General features: G+C 71.6%; 15 protein-coding genes. 11 read left to right on the forward strand and 4 right to left on the reverse strand.

Features of this window, described 5'->3' with window-relative positions:
- The first annotated feature begins 46 nt into the window (after positions 1–46).
- Both ACFV2J_RS22380 and sigJ read left to right on the forward strand, forming a co-directional pair.
- Entirely contained in the window at positions 47–811 is a 765-nt protein-coding gene (locus ACFV2J_RS22380; protein WP_385085982.1) for an SDR family oxidoreductase, read from the forward strand.
- A 7-nt stretch (positions 812–818) separates the two neighbouring features.
- Complete coding sequence (sigJ, locus tag ACFV2J_RS22385) at positions 819–1,793, forward strand: RNA polymerase sigma factor SigJ (RefSeq protein WP_385085980.1); 975 nt, start codon at positions 819–821, stop codon at positions 1,791–1,793.
- Between the two features lie 40 nt (positions 1,794–1,833).
- On the opposite strand, the gene ACFV2J_RS22390 is transcribed toward sigJ, so the two are convergent.
- Together ACFV2J_RS22390 and ACFV2J_RS22395 are read right to left on the reverse strand one after the other, a co-directional pair.
- Positions 1,834–2,535 carry a glycerophosphodiester phosphodiesterase gene (locus ACFV2J_RS22390; protein ID WP_385085978.1) on the reverse strand — a complete coding sequence of 234 codons (702 nt, stop codon included), beginning with the start codon at positions 2,533–2,535 and terminating at the stop codon, positions 1,834–1,836.
- An 86-nt stretch (positions 2,536–2,621) separates the two neighbouring features.
- Positions 2,622–3,752, reverse strand: a complete 1,131-nt coding sequence (locus tag ACFV2J_RS22395; RefSeq protein WP_385085976.1) for an adenosine deaminase — start codon at positions 3,750–3,752, stop codon at positions 2,622–2,624.
- 70 nt (positions 3,753–3,822) lie between these two features.
- On the opposite strand from ACFV2J_RS22395, the gene ACFV2J_RS22400 reads away from it, so the two are divergent.
- Positions 3,823–4,827, forward strand: a complete 1,005-nt coding sequence (locus tag ACFV2J_RS22400; RefSeq protein WP_385085974.1) for a DUF4190 domain-containing protein — start codon at positions 3,823–3,825, stop codon at positions 4,825–4,827.
- Positions 4,828–4,880: 53 nt separating this feature from the next.
- Here ACFV2J_RS22400 and ACFV2J_RS22405 read toward each other — a convergent pair whose 3' ends face one another.
- A complete protein-coding gene (locus tag ACFV2J_RS22405; protein WP_385085972.1) occupies positions 4,881–5,438 on the reverse strand; it encodes an NADAR family protein in 558 nt (185 codons plus the stop codon).
- Positions 5,439–5,645: 207 nt separating this feature from the next.
- Between ACFV2J_RS22405 and ACFV2J_RS22410 the strand changes: the two genes are divergently transcribed.
- The 8 genes from ACFV2J_RS22410 to ACFV2J_RS22445 all read left to right on the forward strand — a co-directional run bounded on the left by ACFV2J_RS22410 (position 5,646) and on the right by ACFV2J_RS22445 (position 15,410).
- Positions 5,646–7,166 carry a gamma-aminobutyraldehyde dehydrogenase gene (locus ACFV2J_RS22410; RefSeq protein WP_385085970.1) on the forward strand — a complete coding sequence of 507 codons (1,521 nt, stop codon included), beginning with the start codon at positions 5,646–5,648 and terminating at the stop codon, positions 7,164–7,166.
- A gap of 53 nt (positions 7,167–7,219) precedes the next feature.
- Positions 7,220–8,467 carry a PotD/PotF family extracellular solute-binding protein gene (locus ACFV2J_RS22415; RefSeq protein WP_385085968.1) on the forward strand — a complete coding sequence of 416 codons (1,248 nt, stop codon included), beginning with the start codon at positions 7,220–7,222 and terminating at the stop codon, positions 8,465–8,467.
- Positions 8,464–9,627 carry an ABC transporter ATP-binding protein gene (locus tag ACFV2J_RS22420; protein WP_385085966.1) on the forward strand — a complete coding sequence of 388 codons (1,164 nt, stop codon included), beginning with the start codon at positions 8,464–8,466 and terminating at the stop codon, positions 9,625–9,627. Before ACFV2J_RS22415 ends, ACFV2J_RS22420 begins: the two co-directional genes overlap by 4 nt.
- Positions 9,627–10,550, forward strand: a complete 924-nt coding sequence (locus ACFV2J_RS22425) for an ABC transporter permease (protein ID WP_385085964.1) — start codon at positions 9,627–9,629, stop codon at positions 10,548–10,550. Before ACFV2J_RS22420 ends, ACFV2J_RS22425 begins: the two co-directional genes overlap by 1 nt.
- On the forward strand, positions 10,551–11,351 hold the full coding sequence (locus tag ACFV2J_RS22430) for an ABC transporter permease (RefSeq protein ID WP_266701775.1): 801 nt from the start codon (positions 10,551–10,553) through the stop codon (positions 11,349–11,351).
- Between the two features lie 29 nt (positions 11,352–11,380).
- A complete protein-coding gene (locus ACFV2J_RS22435) occupies positions 11,381–12,799 on the forward strand; it encodes an NAD(P)/FAD-dependent oxidoreductase (RefSeq protein ID WP_385085961.1) in 1,419 nt (472 codons plus the stop codon).
- Between the two features lie 199 nt (positions 12,800–12,998).
- Positions 12,999–13,451 (forward strand): hypothetical protein, encoded by a 453-nt coding sequence (locus ACFV2J_RS22440; RefSeq protein WP_385085959.1) that lies wholly within the window; start codon positions 12,999–13,001, stop codon positions 13,449–13,451.
- Positions 13,452–13,580: 129 nt separating this feature from the next.
- Positions 13,581–15,410, forward strand: a complete 1,830-nt coding sequence (locus tag ACFV2J_RS22445; RefSeq protein WP_385085957.1) for a chitinase — start codon at positions 13,581–13,583, stop codon at positions 15,408–15,410.
- Here the strand turns inward: ACFV2J_RS22445 and ACFV2J_RS22450 are convergent.
- A partial coding sequence (locus tag ACFV2J_RS22450; RefSeq protein WP_385440189.1) for a phosphatase PAP2 family protein occupies positions 15,349–16,149 on the reverse strand: 801 nt, incomplete at its 5' end. The two genes, ACFV2J_RS22445 and ACFV2J_RS22450, sit on opposite strands and share 62 nt — an antisense overlap.

Here is a 16,149-nt window from a genome sequence, read left to right on the forward strand (position 1 = left end):
GCGTACGGGGACGTGGGGGACGATGGGGACGAGCGGGAGGCACGGCATGCGCGTAGCGGTGGCAGGCGGCACGGGGCTGGTCGGACGGTACGTGGTCGAGGAACTGGCCGCGGCGGGGCACGAGCCGGTGGTGCTGGCGAGATCGCGGGGCGTGGACCTCGTGACGGGCGCCGGACTCGACGCGGCCGTCGCGGGCGCGGACGCGGTCGTCGACGTGAGCAACGTGATCACCATGAGCGGGAGGAAGGCCGTCTCGTTCTTCGACAGCGTCGGGCGCAACCTGCTGGACGCGGGGGAACGGGCCGGGGTGCGGCACCACGCCGTGCTGTCGATCGTCGGCGTGGACCGGGTCGGCCTCGGCTACTACCAGGGCAAGCTGCGTCAGGAGGACGTGGTGAGGAACGGGCGGACACCGTGGACGGTGCTGCGCGCCACCCAGTTCCACGAGTTCGCGGAGCAGACCCTCGACCGCGTCCCGGGGCCGCTCGCGGTGGTGCCCCGGATGCGGACGCGGCCGGTCGCGGCCCGTGAGGTGGCCCAGCACCTCGTGCGGCTCGTCCTGGCACCGGCGCAGGGCATGGCCCCCGAGCTCGCCGGGCCGCGGGTCGAGCAACTCGTCGACATGGTGGGCCGGCTGCTGCGGGCCCGGAGCCGGCGACGGCTGCTGCTGCCGGTGAGGATGCCCGGTGCCACGGGCGCCGCCATGACGGGCGACGGTCTGCTCCCGGCCGGGCCCGGTCCCCGGGGCACCGGGACCTTCGACGCGTGGCTCGCCTCGTACGTCGCCCAGCACGTCGCCCAGGGAGGATGACGACACCGTGTCCACACCACCCGGGCCCGCGCGGGACTCCGACCCCACCCTCGGCTCCCTGCTGGCCGAACGCCGTCGGCTGCTCAACCTCGGCTACCGCATGCTCGGTTCCGTCCAGGACGCCGAGGACGTGGTGCAGGAGACGTACGCCCGTTGGTACGCCCAGCCCGAGGCGGCGCAGCGGGAGATCGGCACGCCGCTGGCGTGGCTGACCCGGGTCGCCTCCCGGATCTGCCTCGACCATCTCGCGTCGGCGCGCGTCCGCCGTGAGCGCTACACCGGGGAGTGGCTGCCCGAGCCCCTGCGGGACGGCACCGTGTGGACCAGCGCGGGCCGTGCCGGCGAGGCCGATCCGGCCGACCGGATCACCCTCGACGAATCGGTCGGCATGGGGATGCTCGTGGTCCTGGACACGGTCACTCCCGCGGAACGCGTCGCCTTCGTCCTGCACGACGTCTTCGGTCTGCCGTTCACCGAGATCGCCGAGACGGTGGGCCGCACCCCCGCGGCCTGCCGCCAGTTGGCCGCCTCGGCGCGCAGACGTCTCGCCGACCGGAGGCCCGTCGGCCGGCCGGCGGACGAACACCGGCGGGTCGTCTCGGCGTTCCGCGAGGCGTGCGAGACCGGTGACCTCGACGCGCTCGTCGCCCTCCTCGACCCGGGCGTCGAGTCGCGCAGCGACGGCGGCGGCAGGGTACGCGCGGCCCTGCGTCCGGTCGTCGGCCGGGACAAGGTGGCCCGCCTCTTCGTCGGTCTCATGCGCAAGGATCCCGGGATGGAACTCGTCGAGGAGGACGTGAACGGCCTTCCCGGCGTGACGGTCCGCATCGCCGGTACCACCGTCGCGGTCGTGGCCACCGATGTGCGCGACGGGCTGGTCACCGGTCTGTGGATGGTGCTCAACCCGGACAAGCTGCACGCCTGGACCGATGCCGATGCCGATGCCGAAACCGGGGCCGGCACCGGTGGAGCGTCGGGCTGAGCCCGTGCCCGGACCCTGGCCGGTCGCGGTCGTGGCCGGCTCAGCCCCGGCCCGCCCGGTCCTCGCTCAACAGCGCGCCCAGCGTGGCGACGCGGTTCGTGGTGATCGAGTCGACGCCGAGGTCGAGCAGCCGACGCATGGAGCGCCGGGTGTCCGGGGTCCACACCGACAGCAGATGTCCGCCGTGGTGCACCCGGGCGGCGAGGTCCCGGTCGACCAGCGTGAAGCGGTAGTTGAGCCAGCGCGGCCGTACGGCGTCGAGCAGGGCCGGGCGCGGCGGCGCGAGCGTCGTCCAGGTCAGGGCGATCTCCGCGGCGGGGTCGGCGGCGCGCACCGCCAGCATGGCCGGGGCGCCCGCGCAGTAGTACACGCGCTCCTCGGCGCCGCACGAGCGGACGACGTCGACGATCCGGCGGACGGCCCGGGTGTCGGGGCCGCCCGGCAGGTCGACCATGACCCGGCTGTCACCGGTCGCCGCGAGGGCCGCTTCGAGCGTCGGCACCCCGTCGTCGGTGAGGCCGCGCACCTCGTCCGCGGAGAGCGCCCGCAGCGGCCGCTCCTGTCCCCACAGCCGCTTCAGCGTCTCGTCGTGCAGCAGTACGGGCACGTCGTCACGGGTGAGCCGTACGTCGATCTCCACCGCGTCCGCGCCCCGGCGGAGCGCGGAACGCAGGGAGTCGATCGTGTTCTCGCGGACGCGATAGGGGTCGCCGCGATGGGCTACGGCGGTCACGGTGCGCATGGGCCCATTGTGCACGGGGCGCATGACACGGCGGGGCGGATCGGGCAGTGGGCCCCCGGAGGCGCGGGGGCCCGTGGCGCCGTGGGTCAGGGTGCGAGCCAGGCCGCGGTGTACGTGTCGATCTCCTCGGCGATCCGGGCCTTGCTGGCCGGGTCGAGGAAGGACGCCTCGACGGCGTTCCTGGCGAGCGCGGCGAGACCCGTCTCGTCGAGTTCGAGGAGGCGGGCGGCGACCGCGTACTCGTTGTTGAGGTCGGTGCCGAACATCGGCGGGTCGTCGGAGTTGATGGTGACGAGGACCCCGGCGCGGGTGAACTCCTTTATGGGGTGCTCGTCGAGCGTGCGGACCGCGCGGGTGGCGATGTTGGAGGTCGGGCAGACCTCCAGGGCGATGCGGTGCTCGGCGAGGTGCGCGAGCAGCTTCGGGTCCCGGGCGGAACTCGTGCCGTGCCCGATGCGCTCGGCCCGCAGGTCGTTGAGCGCGTCCCACACGGTCTCCGGCCCGGTCGTCTCACCGGCGTGCGGCACCGACCGCAGTCCGGCGGCGATGGCCCGGTCGAAGTACGGCTTGAACTGGGGCCGAGGTACGCCGATCTCGGGTCCGCCGAGTCCGAAGGAGACGAGCCCCTCGGGGCGCACCCGGTCCTCGGTCGCGAGCCGTACCGTCTCCTCGGCCGCCTCCAGGCCGGCCTCGCCGGGAATGTCGAAGCACCAGCGCAGAACGACCCCGAACTCGGCCTCGGCGGCCTTGCGGGCGTCCTCGATCGCCTCCATGAAGGCGAGTTCGTCGATGCCGCGGCGGGTGGAGGAGTAAGGGGTGATGGTCAGCTCGGCGTAGCGGACCTGCTGCCGTGCCATGTCCCGCGCGACCTCGTAGGTCAGCAGCCGGACGTCCTCGGGGGTGCGCACGAGGTCGACGACGGACAGGTACACGTCGATGAAGTGCGCGAAGTCCGTGAACGTGAAGTAGTCCGCGAGCGCCTCGGGGTCGGTCGGCACCCGGGAGTCGGGGTGACGGGCGGCGAGGGCGGAGACGATGCGCGGCGAGGCGGATCCGACGTGGTGCACATGCAGTTCGGCCTTGGGCAGTCCGGCGATGAAGGCGTGCAGATCTCGGGCTTCGCGGTGATCGGTCAAGGGGTCCCTCCCCGGGAACGGCGCCCCCGGAGCAGGGTCGGGGGACGCGGGTGATCGGCTGATCGGTGACTCGGGGATCATCGTAGGCGGCGGCCCGCGCGGTGTGGGCCGGGGCCCGTAGCATGACGGGACGCACGACAGAGGGGGACCCATGTCCGACGACGCGCAGGTGCCACAGGCGCCGCGGGACGCCGCCGGGACGCCGTGGGCGTCCCCGGACCACGGGGCCACGCCGTCGCGGCCGGCCGGCGCGGCACCGGCCGCGGAGCCCGAGGACGCGATACCCGCGGCGGGCCCCGCGCCCGTGTTCCCCGCCGGGTCCCCGGCCGTGGCGTACGACGGCGCGGCGGACCCCCGGCCCGGGGCCGCCGCCGAGGCCGGCCGGGTCCCTCTGGACAAGGCCCCCGCCGCGCGCCCGCCAGAGCCCAACCCCTGGGCTCCGCCCGCGGACCCGGCCCCGTCCCGCTTCGGCGGCGCTCCCGCGTCGCCCACGTCCGGCCCCGGGCCGTCCACGTCGGCGTCGGTGCACGACCAGCCGACGATGGCCGCCTTCCCCGGCACGGGCGGTCCGGCCGGGCCGGTCTCCCCGTCCTGGGACAACCCCTTCGCGCCCCCCGGCGGCCACCCGCCCCACCCGCGGCCGGCCGGCGGGGAGCCGGTCCCGCCGCCGCCCATCGCGCCCGACGGCCCCGGCCAGGCGCCGTACGGCTATGCCTACGGCTACCCGACGTACGGCGCGCCCGGAGCAGGCCCAGTGGGCGCACCCGGTTACCCCGGCTACCCCGGCGCACCCGGTCACCCGGGTACGGCCGGCTACGGCTGGCCCGCGATGCCCCTCCCGCCGAGCAACGGCATGGGCACCGCCGGGCTGGTGGTCGGCATCATCTCGGCCGTCGTGTTCTGCCTCTGGCCCGTGGCCTTCGTGCTGGGCGTCCTCGGTGTGGTCTTCGGTGTGGTGGGCCGCCGCAGGGCCCGCCGGGGCGAGGCGACGAACCCGGGGCAGGCGCTGGCCGGGATCATCTGCGGAGCCGTCGGTGTCGTCCTGAGCATCGGGATGGTCGTGGTCTTCTTCTTCCTGCCGGACGACAGCAGCGGCGGCGACTCCCCCTTCACCGGCGACGACGGGTACTCCACCTCGTTCTCCGTGCCGCGCTGAACGGGGCGGCACCGGCCGCCGTCCGCCCCCTCCCGCCGGACCGGCGGGAGGCGTCAGTCCCGGGCGAGTCGCTCGCGCGCCGCCATCAAGGCGAATCCCAGCAGGTTCGGTCCCCGCCACCGCCCGGGATCCGAGGCCCGTTCGTCGTCCGCCGCGAGCCCGATGCCCCACACGCGGTCCATGGGGCTGGCCTCGACCAGCACCCGCTCACCCGTGCCCAGCAGGAACGCGCGCAGTTCGGGATGCGCGGCGAACTTGTGGACGCTGCCCTCGACCACGACGGCGAACCGCTCCCGCTCCCACACGGAGTCGTCGAAGTCCCGCACGAGCCGGCCCGCCTTCTTGGCGAGGGCGGGATTCGGTGCCTCCAGCGCGCGCCGCTCGGCCGCCGTGTCCCCGAAGAGCCGCGCCTTGCCGGCCATCATCCAGTGCTCGGCCGTCGCGTAGGAGACACCGTCGACCACGAAGGGCGACGGCCACCACTGGCTCAGGCAGCCCGCGCCCACCTGGCGGTCCCGCCGCGGCCGGTGTCCCCAGAAGTGCAGGTACTTGACGCGCGTCCCCGATTCGACCGCGCTGACCAGCGCTTCCCAAGAATCGATCTTCCCCATGCACGCGAGTCTGGCATCCACCACTGACACTCCGTCCCCCCTTTTCCGTGGCGACTCGACACCTGGTCGACAGATTCCGTCGCGTAACCAAAAGGCAACAACGGAATCACTTGTTGGAGTCCCTTTGCTCTGTCAGGATCGGCACTCAAATCGAGCTGGAGCCACGCCGACCCCGCGGCAAGGGGGCGGACGGCGGAGGAGAGCGACATGCACAATCCGGGCCATCGCTTCCAGGCGCAGGACCGTTTCGCCGACGGCGCGCAGTACATCGCGGGCCGGCCGGCCAAGGGCACCTCCGGTCGCACGCACGCGGTCGTCGACCCCGCCACCGGCGACGAGGTCTACACGTACGAGCTGGCCGGCACCGCCGACGTGGACGCGGCCGTGGCCGCCGCCCGCGCGGCGTTCCCCGGCTGGGCGGGCGCCACCCCCGGCGAGCGCTCCGACTCCCTGCACCGCTTCGCCGCCGTACTGGCCGACCGCGCCGAGGAGTTCGCCCGCGCGGAGTCCCTCCAGTGCGGCAAGCCGCTGAAGCTCACCCGGGAGTTCGACGTCCCGGGGACCATCGACAACACCGCGTTCTTCGCGGGCGCGGCCCGGCATCTGCAGGGCCAGTCGGCGGGCGAGTACTCCGGCGACCACACCTCCTACGTACGCCGTGAACCCATCGGCGTCGTCGGCTCCATCGCGCCCTGGAACTACCCCCTCCAGATGGCCGCCTGGAAGATCCTCCCGGCCGTCGCCGCCGGCAACACGATCGTCCTCAAGCCGGCCGAACTCACCCCGCTGACCTCGCTCCTGTTCGCCGAGGCGGCCACGGAGGCGGGGATCCCGGACGGGGTGATCAACATCGTCACGGGAGCCGGCCGGGACGCGGGCGAACACCTCGTCGGCCACCCCGACGTCGCCATGACCTCCTTCACCGGGTCCACCGCCGTCGGCAAGCGGGTCGCCGAGATCGCCACCGCGACCGTCAAGCGGCTCCACCTGGAGCTGGGCGGCAAGGCCCCCTTCGTGGTCTTCGACGACGCGGACCTGGAGGCGGCCGTGCACGGCGCGGTCGCCGGATCGCTCATCAACACCGGGCAGGACTGCACGGCCGCCACCCGCGCGTACGTGCAAAGGCCCCTCTACGAGGAGTTCGTCCGCCAGGCGGCCGACCTCATGGCGAGCGTCCGCCTCGGCGACCCGTTCGCCGCCGGGACCGACCTGGGCCCGCTGATCTCGCACGCGCAGCGCGACCGGGTGGCCGGATTCGTCGACCGGGCCCGCGGCTACGCGCGCGTGGTCACCGGCGGAGAGATCCCGCGGGAGCTCAAGGCCGGTGCGTACTACCGCCCCACCCTCGTCGCCGACGCGCCCCAGGACAGCGAGATCGTGCAGTCGGAGATCTTCGGTCCCGTCCTGGTGGTGCTCCCCTTCGACAGCGACGACGAGGGGATCCGGCTCGCCAACGACACCCCCTACGGTCTCGCCGCCTCCGCGTGGAGCCGGGACGTGTACCGGGCCAATCGCGCGACCCGCGAGATCAAGGCGGGGTGCGTCTGGGTCAACGACCACATTCCGATCATCAGCGAGATGCCGCACGGCGGATACAAGGCGTCCGGCTTCGGCAAAGACATGTCGGCGTACTCGTTCGAGGAGTACACCCAGATCAAGCACGTCATGTTCGACAACACCGCGGTGGCCAGGAAGGACTGGCACCGCACGATCTTCGGGGACCGCTAGCACAACGGTCCGCCCCGTCCGTGGCCGAGACCTCCCGAAAGGGCAGCACGCGCATGAAGCAGTACGAGCCCGACCGCCTGACACCGGCCGAAGCGGCCGCCGTGCGGCGCAGCTTCCGCACCGGACGGGCCGCCATGACCCGCCGTTCCCTGCTGCGCGCCTCCGCGGGCGGCGCGCTCGCGGTGGGGGGACTGGGGGCGCTGAGCGCCTGCGGGATCCCCGCGGCCGGCAAGACCCAGGGTGGTGTGTCCGCCGACGACCACTCGGCCAAGGAGAAGGTCGTCGACTTCTCCAACTGGCCCGAATACATCGACACGGACGACAGCGGCAAGCACCGTCCCACGCTCGACACCTTCAGCAAACGGACCGGGATCCAGGTCAAGTACACCGAGGACATCAACGACAACGACGAGTTCTTCGGCAAGATCCAGCCGCAGCTCGCCGCGGGCCAGGCCACCGGCCGGGACCTCGTCGTGCTCACCGACTGGCTGGCCGCCCGCATGATCCGGCTGGGCTACGTCCAGAAACTGGACGCCTCCCATCTGCCGCACGCCTTCGCCAACCTGTCGGACCAGTTCCGCGCCCCCGACTGGGACCCCGGGCGCGCCTACTCGTACCCGTGGCAGGGCATCTCGACCGTCATCGCGTACAACAAGAAGGCGCTCGACGGCGTCGAGGTGAAGTCGGTCTCCGACCTGCTCGACAACCCCAAGCTCAAGGGCCGCGTCGGCTTCCTGACCGAGATGCGCGACAGCGTCGGCATGACCATGCTCGACATGGGCAAGGACCCGGCGAAGTTCACGGACGACGACTACGACGCGGTGATCGCCCGCCTCCAGAAGGCCGTCGACAAGGGGCAGATCCGCCGCTTCACCGGCAACGACTACACGTCCGACCTCAGCAAGGGCGACTTCGCCGCGTGCGTCGCCTGGGCGGGCGACATCGTGCAGCTCCAGGCGGACAGTCCCGACGTCGGCTACGTGATCCCCGACAGCGGATACATGACGTCGACCGACAACATGCTCATCCCGAACAAGGCGCGTCACAAGACCAACGCGGAGCGGCTCATCGACTACTACTACGAGCTGGAGCCGGCCGCCGAACTCGCCGCCTACATCAACTACGTGAGCCCGGTCGCGGGAGTGCAGCCCTATCTCGCCAAGATCGACAAGTCGGCGGCGGACAACCCGCTGATCGTTCCCGACAAGGCCATGCAGGCCAAGTCCCATGCCTTCCGCTCACTGAGCTCGAAGGAAGAGACGGCCTATCAGCAGAAGTTCGCGAAGCTCACAGGGGCGTGACGACGATGAACACCACGGACAACAGCGGCGACGTCCGCCTCTCCGGTATCAGCAAGACCTACGGCTCCTTCACCGCCGTGCAACCGCTCGACCTGACCGTGCCGCAGGGTTCGTTCTTCGCCCTGCTCGGTGCCTCCGGCTGCGGCAAGACCACCACCCTGCGCATGATCGCGGGACTGGAGGAACCCTCCTCCGGCACCGTGTTCCTCGGCGACCAGGAGGTCACCCGTCTGCCGCCCTACAAGCGGCCGGTGAACACCGTCTTCCAGTCCTACGCCCTCTTCCCGCACCTCGACATCTTCGAGAACGTCGCCTTCGGCCTGCGCCGGCGCGGCATCAAGTCGGTGAAGAAGCAGGTCGGCGACATGCTCGACCTCGTCCAGCTCGGCGAGCAGGCGCGGAAGAAGCCGCACCAGCTCTCCGGCGGCCAGCAGCAGCGCGTCGCGGTGGCCCGCGCACTGATCAACCACCCCAAGGTGCTGCTCCTCGACGAGCCGCTCGGCGCCCTCGACCTCAAACTGCGCCGTCAGATGCAGCTGGAGCTCAAGCGCATCCAGACCGAGGTCGGCATCACCTTCGTGCACGTCACGCACGACCAGGAGGAGGCCATGACCATGGCCGACACGGTCGCCGTGATGAACGCGGGCCGTGTCGAGCAGCTCGGCGCCCCCGCCGACCTCTACGAGAACCCGAACACCACCTTCGTCGCGAACTTCCTCGGCACCTCGAACCTCATCGAGGCCGAGGTCGACTCCCGCAACGGCGAGGACATCGTGCTGAGGGCCGGCGGCGGCAAGCTCGTGCTGCCCGAGGCCCGCTGCGCGGCGCCCACGACGACCGGCGGCAAGGTCCTGGTCGGCGTCCGCCCCGAGAAGATCTCGCTCACCCACGCCGACGACGCCGGTGAGATCCCGGCCGGCCGCAACCGCATCACCGGCAAGATCGCCGACTCCAGCTTCATCGGCGTCTCCACGCAGTACGTCATCGACAGCGCCGTCTGTCCCGAGTTCGAGGTCTACGCCCAGAACATCGACCGCGACCCCCGGCTCACCCCCGGCGCCGACGTCGTCCTGCACTGGAGCCCGGCCCACACCTTCGGGCTGGACGCGGCGCAGGACATCGACGCGGGTGTGGAGAGCGTCGAGGAGGAGGCCGCCTGATGGCCACCGTCACCGAGGCACCGCCTCACGCGCCGCAGCCGGACAGCAAGCCGCCCCGCAGACGCGGCCGCCTCGTCCCGTACTGGCTGCTCCTGCCCGGCATCCTGTGGCTGCTGGTCTTCTTCGCGCTGCCGATGGTCTACCAGGCCTCCACGTCCGTGCAGACGGGCTCCCTGGAGGAGGGCTTCAAGGTCACCTGGCACTTCCAGACCTACTGGAACGCGCTGTCCGACTACTGGCCGCAGTTCCTGCGTTCGGTGCTCTACGCCGGCGCCGCCACCATCCTGTGCCTGCTGCTCGGCTACCCGCTGGCCTACCTGATCGCCTTCCGGGCCGGCCGCTGGCGCAACGTCGTGCTGATCCTGGTCATCGCGCCGTTCTTCACCAGCTTCCTGATCCGCACGCTCGCCTGGAAGACCATCCTCGCGGACGGCGGTCCGGTCGTCGGCGCCCTCAACACGCTGCACGTCCTGGACGTCACCAACTGGCTCGGCTTCACCGCGGGCGACCGGGTGCTGGCCACCCCGCTCGCGGTGGTCTGCGGTCTGACGTACAACTTCCTGCCGTTCATGATCCTGCCGCTCTACACCTCGCTGGAGCGCATCGACGGACGGCTGCACGAGGCGGCCGGCGACCTGTACGCGAAGCCGTTCACCACCTTCCGCAAGGTCACCTTCCCGCTGTCGATGCCCGGAGTGGTCTCCGGGACGCTGCTCACCTTCATCCCGGCCAGCGGCGACTACGTCAACGCGGACCTGCTCGGCTCCACGGACACCCGCATGGTCGGCAACGTCATCCAGACGCAGTTCCTGCGGATCCTCGACTATCCGACGGCCGCGGCGCTCTCCTTCATCCTCATGGCCGCGATCCTCATCATGGTCACGCTCTACATCCGCAAGTCCGGGACGGAGGATCTGGTCTAAATGGCCTTCGTACGCTGGTTCAAGAGGAATCTCGTCGTCATCGCGGGACTGGTCACCCTCGGATATCTGCTGCTGCCGAACGTGATCGTCACGGTGTTCTCCTTCAACAAGCCGAAGGGGCGCTTCAACTACGAGTGGCAGCAGTTCTCCACGGACGCCTGGCGCGATCCGTGCGGGGTCGCCGACATGTGCGGCTCGCTCTCCCTGAGCCTCCAGATCGCCGTCTGGGCGACCCTCGGGGCCACCGTCCTCGGCACGATGATCGCCTTCGCGCTGGTCCGCTACCGCTTCCGGGCGCGCGGCGCGGTGAACTCGCTGATCTTCCTGCCGATGGCGATGCCCGAGGTCGTGATGGCCGCGTCGCTGCTGACGCTCTTCCTCAACCTGGGCGCCCAGCTGGGCTTCTGGACGATCCTGATCGCCCACATCATGTTCTGCCTCAGCTTCGTCGTGACGGCCGTCAAGGCGCGCGTGATGTCGATGGACCCGCGCCTGGAGCAGGCGGCCCAGGACCTGTACGCGGGTCCGGTGCAGACCTTCCTGCGGGTCACCCTGCCCATCGCCGCCCCCGGGATCGCCGCGGGCGCGCTGCTCGCCTTCGCGCTCTCCTTCGACGATTTCATCATCACCAATTTCAACGCGGGCTCGACCGTCACCTTCCCCATGTTCGTCTGGGGTTCGGCACAGCGCGGAACGCCCGTTCAGATCAACGTCATCGGTACGGCCATGTTCGTCGTCGCCGTACTGTTCGTCCTGGTCGGAATGGTCATAGGCAATCGCCGCAACAGGCAAAAGGCGTAATCGCAAGTAACTCGTTGGGAGTTGAAATCATGGCCCCGAGCGCCATGACCCGTTGGACCGCGTCCCTCTCCGAAGCGCAGCCGGTCCCGTACTGGCTGGACGACCCCGGCAAGCCCCGCCCCGAGTCCGCCCTCACCGGCGCCGAGAGCTGTGACCTGCTCGTCGTCGGCGGCGGCTACAGCGGACTGTGGACCGCCCTGCTCGCCAAGGAGCGCGATCCGGCACGCGAGGTGGTGCTCCTGGAGGGCCGCGAGGTGGGCTGGGCCGCCTCGGGCCGCAACGGCGGGTTCTGCGCCGCGTCGCTGACCCACGGCCTGGCCAACGGGCTCACCCGCTGGCCGGACGAGATCGGGAAGCTGGAGGAACTGGGCGCCCGCAATCTCGACGCGATCGAGGAGGCCGTCTCCCGCTACGGCCTCGACTGCGACTTCGAGCGCACCGGCGAGATCGACGTCGCCACCGAGCCGCACCAGGCCGAGGAACTCCGGGAGTGGTACGAGGAACTGCGCGGCCGGGGCCTCGCGGACGGCGTGGAGTTCCTGGACGCCACGGCGGTCCGCGGCCAGGTCGACTCGCCGACCTTCCTCGCCGGCCTGTACGACCGCCGCGGCGTCGCCATGCTGCATCCCGCCAAGCTCGCCTGGGGTCTCAAGCGCGCCTGCCTGCGGCTCGGGGTGCGGGTGTACGAGCACACGCCCGCGCTCGAACTGAAGGCGCACGGCGCAGGTATGGCCGTACGGACCCCCTACGGCTCCGTCCGGGCTCGCCGGGTGGCCCTCGCCACCAACATCTTCCCGAACCTGGTCAGGAGGGTGCGGTCGTACACCGTCCCGGTCTACGACTACGCGCTGATGACCGAGCCGCTGACCGCCGACCAGCTGGCCTCCGTCGGCTGGAAGGACCGCCAGGGGCTGGGGGACTCGGCCAACCAGTTCCACTACTTCCGGCTCTCGTCCGACAACCGGATCCTGTGGGGCGGCTACGACGCGATCTACCCGTACGGCGGCCGGGTGCGTGCCGAGTACGACGACCGCCCGGAGACCTACGCGAAGCTCGCCGGGCACTTCTTCACCTGCTTCCCGCAGCTGGAGGGCGTCCGTTTCACGCACGCCTGGGGCGGCGCCATCGACACCTGCTCCCGCTTCTCGGCCTTCTTCGGCACCGCGCACCGGGGGCGGGTCGCGTACGCGGCCGGCTACACGGGGCTCGGGGTGGGCGCGACCCGGTTCGGCGCGGACGTGATGCTCGACCTGCTGGCGGGGGAGCGCACGGAGCGCACCGAGCTGGAGATGGTCCGCAGGAAGCCGCTGCCGTTCCCGCCCGAGCCGTTCGCCTGGACGGGCATCGCGCTCACCAAGTGGTCGCTGGCGCGGGCGGACACGCACGGCGGGCGGCGCAACCTGTGGCTGAAGGCCATGGACAGGCTGGGACTGGGCTTCGACAGCTGAGACCCGGGCCGACGCCCCCTGACCCGTTGATCACCGGGGCGCTTCGGAGCGCCGTTGATCCACAGGCGTACGCCCAGCTCACCCACTGTGATCCGGTTCACCACTACGGGATGGCCGAACCCGCGTAATGCCCGGCCCGAACCTCCCTCTCCCCTCTGACGCGACCAGCGTCGACCTGAGGAGAGAGGGAGGTTCCGCCATGACAGGGGCCAAGACGGCGGTCGAGTGGCTGGCATCCGTGGCGCCGGATCCCGACGCCTGCCGCTGGGAATGGGAACGCAACCCGGCGGGGGTCGCGCTGCTGCCGGCCGGCCGCCTCTGGGACGTACTGATCCTGCCGGGCCGGCTCGGCTACCCCACGCTCGACGTACTCACCCGGGTGATCGACCAGCCGGGACCGGTGCTCGTCGACTTCGGCGACGCCCGGATGGGCTTCTTCGTGCCCCCGGGCACCGCGGCGCGCTGGCTCGGCACGGGGGTGCGCACGGCGGGGCACGGCACCTGGATCGTGGTCCCGTACCCGGGACGGCTGACCGGCGGGGTCCGCTGGCTGGTCCCGCCGGACGGCACCGGAACGCTCACCGATCCGGCGCTGCTGGAGCTGGCCATGCACGAGGCGGCCGCGGGTCTGGCCGGGAGCGAGGGCCGATAGGGGCGCCGGGGACGGACCCGGCCGCCCGCGGAAGCCGCGCCGTTCGGCAGAGGTCTTGACAACCGGATTGGTCTGGACCAGGTTGGGCGCGCTCCACCCTCCTGAATCCCCCCATGCCTGGAGGCAGTTGTGGAACGCACCGAACACCGGGGCCCCAACAGACCGCTCCCGCTCCGCCGGAGGCTGCTCGCCGTCTGCACGGCCACCCTGCTGGCGCTGCCCGGCCTCGCCGCGCTCTCGACGGCCGCCCGCGCGGCCGACGCGGACCTGGTCAGGAACGGCGGCTTCGAGACCGGCCTCGACGGCTGGACCTGTACGGCGGGCGCCGCGGTGAAATCGCCCGTGAGGAGCGGCGGTTCGGCGCTGCAGGCGACCCCGGCCGGCAGCGACAACGCGCAGTGCTCACAGACGGTGACCGTCAAGCCCGACTCCTCGTACACCCTCGCCGGATACGTCCGGGGCAGCTACGTCTACCTCGGAGCGAGCGGCACCGGCACCACCGACGTCTCCACCTGGACCCAGTCCGCGCCCGACTGGCAGCGCCTGACCACCACCTTCCGCACCGGCCCGTCGACCACCCGCGTCACGATCTACACCCACGGCTGGTACGGCACCGGCGCGTACTACGCCGACGACCTCTCCCTCGTCGGTCCCGGCGCCGACGCGGGGCAGCCCCCGGCCGCGCCCACCGGCCTGACGGTCGGCACCGTCTCCTCCTCGACGGTCGCCCTGTCCTGGTCCCCGGTGACCGGCGCGACGGGTTACGCCCTCTACCGGGACGGGGCCAGGATCCAGACGGCCACCGGGACATCGGCCACCGTGGGCGGCCTCACGCCCTCCACGGCGTACGCCTTCCAGGTCGCCGCGACGAACGACGCCGGCGAGTCCGCGAAGTCGGCCACGGTGACGGCGAGAACCTCGGCGGGCTCCGGCCCCTCGACCGGCCTTCCCCCGCACGCCCTCGTCGGCTACCTCCACGCGAGCTTCGCCAACGGCTCCGGCTACACCCGCATGGCCGACGTCCCCGACAGCTGGGACGTCATCGACCTGGCCTTCGGCGAACCGACCTCCACCACCTCCGGAGACATCCGCTTCAACCGCTGCCCGGTCACCGAATGCCCCACCGTCGAGAGCGACGCCGACTTCAAGGCGGCGATCAAGGCCAAGCAGGCCGCGGGCAAGAAGGTGCTGATATCGATCGGCGGCCAGAACGGCCAGGTCCAGCTGACCACGGCGGCCGCCCGCGACACCTTCGTCTCCTCCGTCTCGAAGATCATCGACACCTACGGCCTCGACGGCCTGGACATCGACTTCGAGGGTCACTCGCTCTCGCTGGACGCGAGCGACACGAACTTCAAGAGCCCGACGACACCGGTGATCGTGAACCTGATCTCCGCGCTGAGGACCCTGAAGGCCAAGTACGGCTCCGGGTTCGTCCTCACGATGGCTCCCGAGACCTTCTTCGTCCAGCTCGGCTACCAGTACTACGGCACGGGCAAGTGGGGCGGCCAGGACCCGCGGGCCGGCGCGTACCTCCCGGTGATCTACGCCCTGCGCGACGACCTCACGCTGCTGCACGTCCAGGACTACAACTCCGGCCCGATCATGGGCCTCGACAACCAGTACCACTCCATGGGCGGCGCCGACTTCCACATCGCCATGACCGACATGCTGCTCACCGGCTTCCCGGTCGCGGGGGACACCGGCAACGTCTTCCCGCCGCTGCGCCCCGACCAGATCGCCATCGGCATGCCGGCCTCGGTGAACGCGGGCAACGGCTACGTGTCACCGGCGGAGGCGGACAAGGCGCTGGACTGTCTGACGAAGCGGACCAACTGCGGCTCGTACGCGACCCACGGCACCTGGCCCGCACTGCGCGGCCTGATGACGTGGTCGGTCAACTGGGACCGGTTCGCGGGCTGGGAGTTCCAGCGGAACTTCGACGGCTACTTCGGCTGACGCCCCGGTCGAGGAAGAGGGCCGACACCGTGAGCAGCACGACGCCCAGGCACCAGCTCGCCAGGACGTCCAGCGGCCAGTGGTACCCGCGGCGGACCAGGCCGAGGGCGACCGCCAGGTTCAGGGCGAGGCAGAGCCCCAGCAGCCCGCGGCGGGCGCGGGCGGTACGGAGCCGGGGGAGGAGGAGCAGGGTCGCGCCGCCGTAGGCGACGACGGCCGTCGCGGTGTGACCCGAGGGGTAGAAGCCCGTGCCCGGGCCCATGACCGGTGGGCCCGGGCGGGCGACCAGTTCCTTCAGCGGCACGATCACCGCCGGTACGACCGCCATCAGCGCCGCGGCGACGGCCGGCGGCAGCCACCAGCGTTCCCGCCCGGCTGCGCGGGCGGTCAGTGCCACGTACCCGAGGACGACGGCCAGCACCGGGACCGCGACGGGCACGCCGCCCAGGTCGGCGAGGAGTTCCGAGACGCGGTCCGGGTGGACCAGGGAGCGGCTGAGGCGCTCGTCCGCGCGGGCGAGGGGGCCGTGGGCCGCGACCTGCCAGGTGATCAGCGCGAAGAGGGCCGCCGGGAGGCCGAGGAGGCCCAGGAGTCCGGGAAGGCCGAGGAGGAAGGTCGGCCGCCCCGGAACAGGGGGGGTGGTGTGGGGGGGGGCCTCGCGGACCGGTGGGAGCGGGGCCCGGGGGGGGTGGGGGGGGGGGGGTGGCGGTTGGGGGTGGGTTTCGGTGGGGGTAAAAAC

Source organism: Streptomyces sp. NPDC059668, assembly GCF_042734135.1.
In the GTDB taxonomy this organism is placed as follows: domain Bacteria; phylum Actinomycetota; class Actinomycetes; order Streptomycetales; family Streptomycetaceae; genus Streptomyces.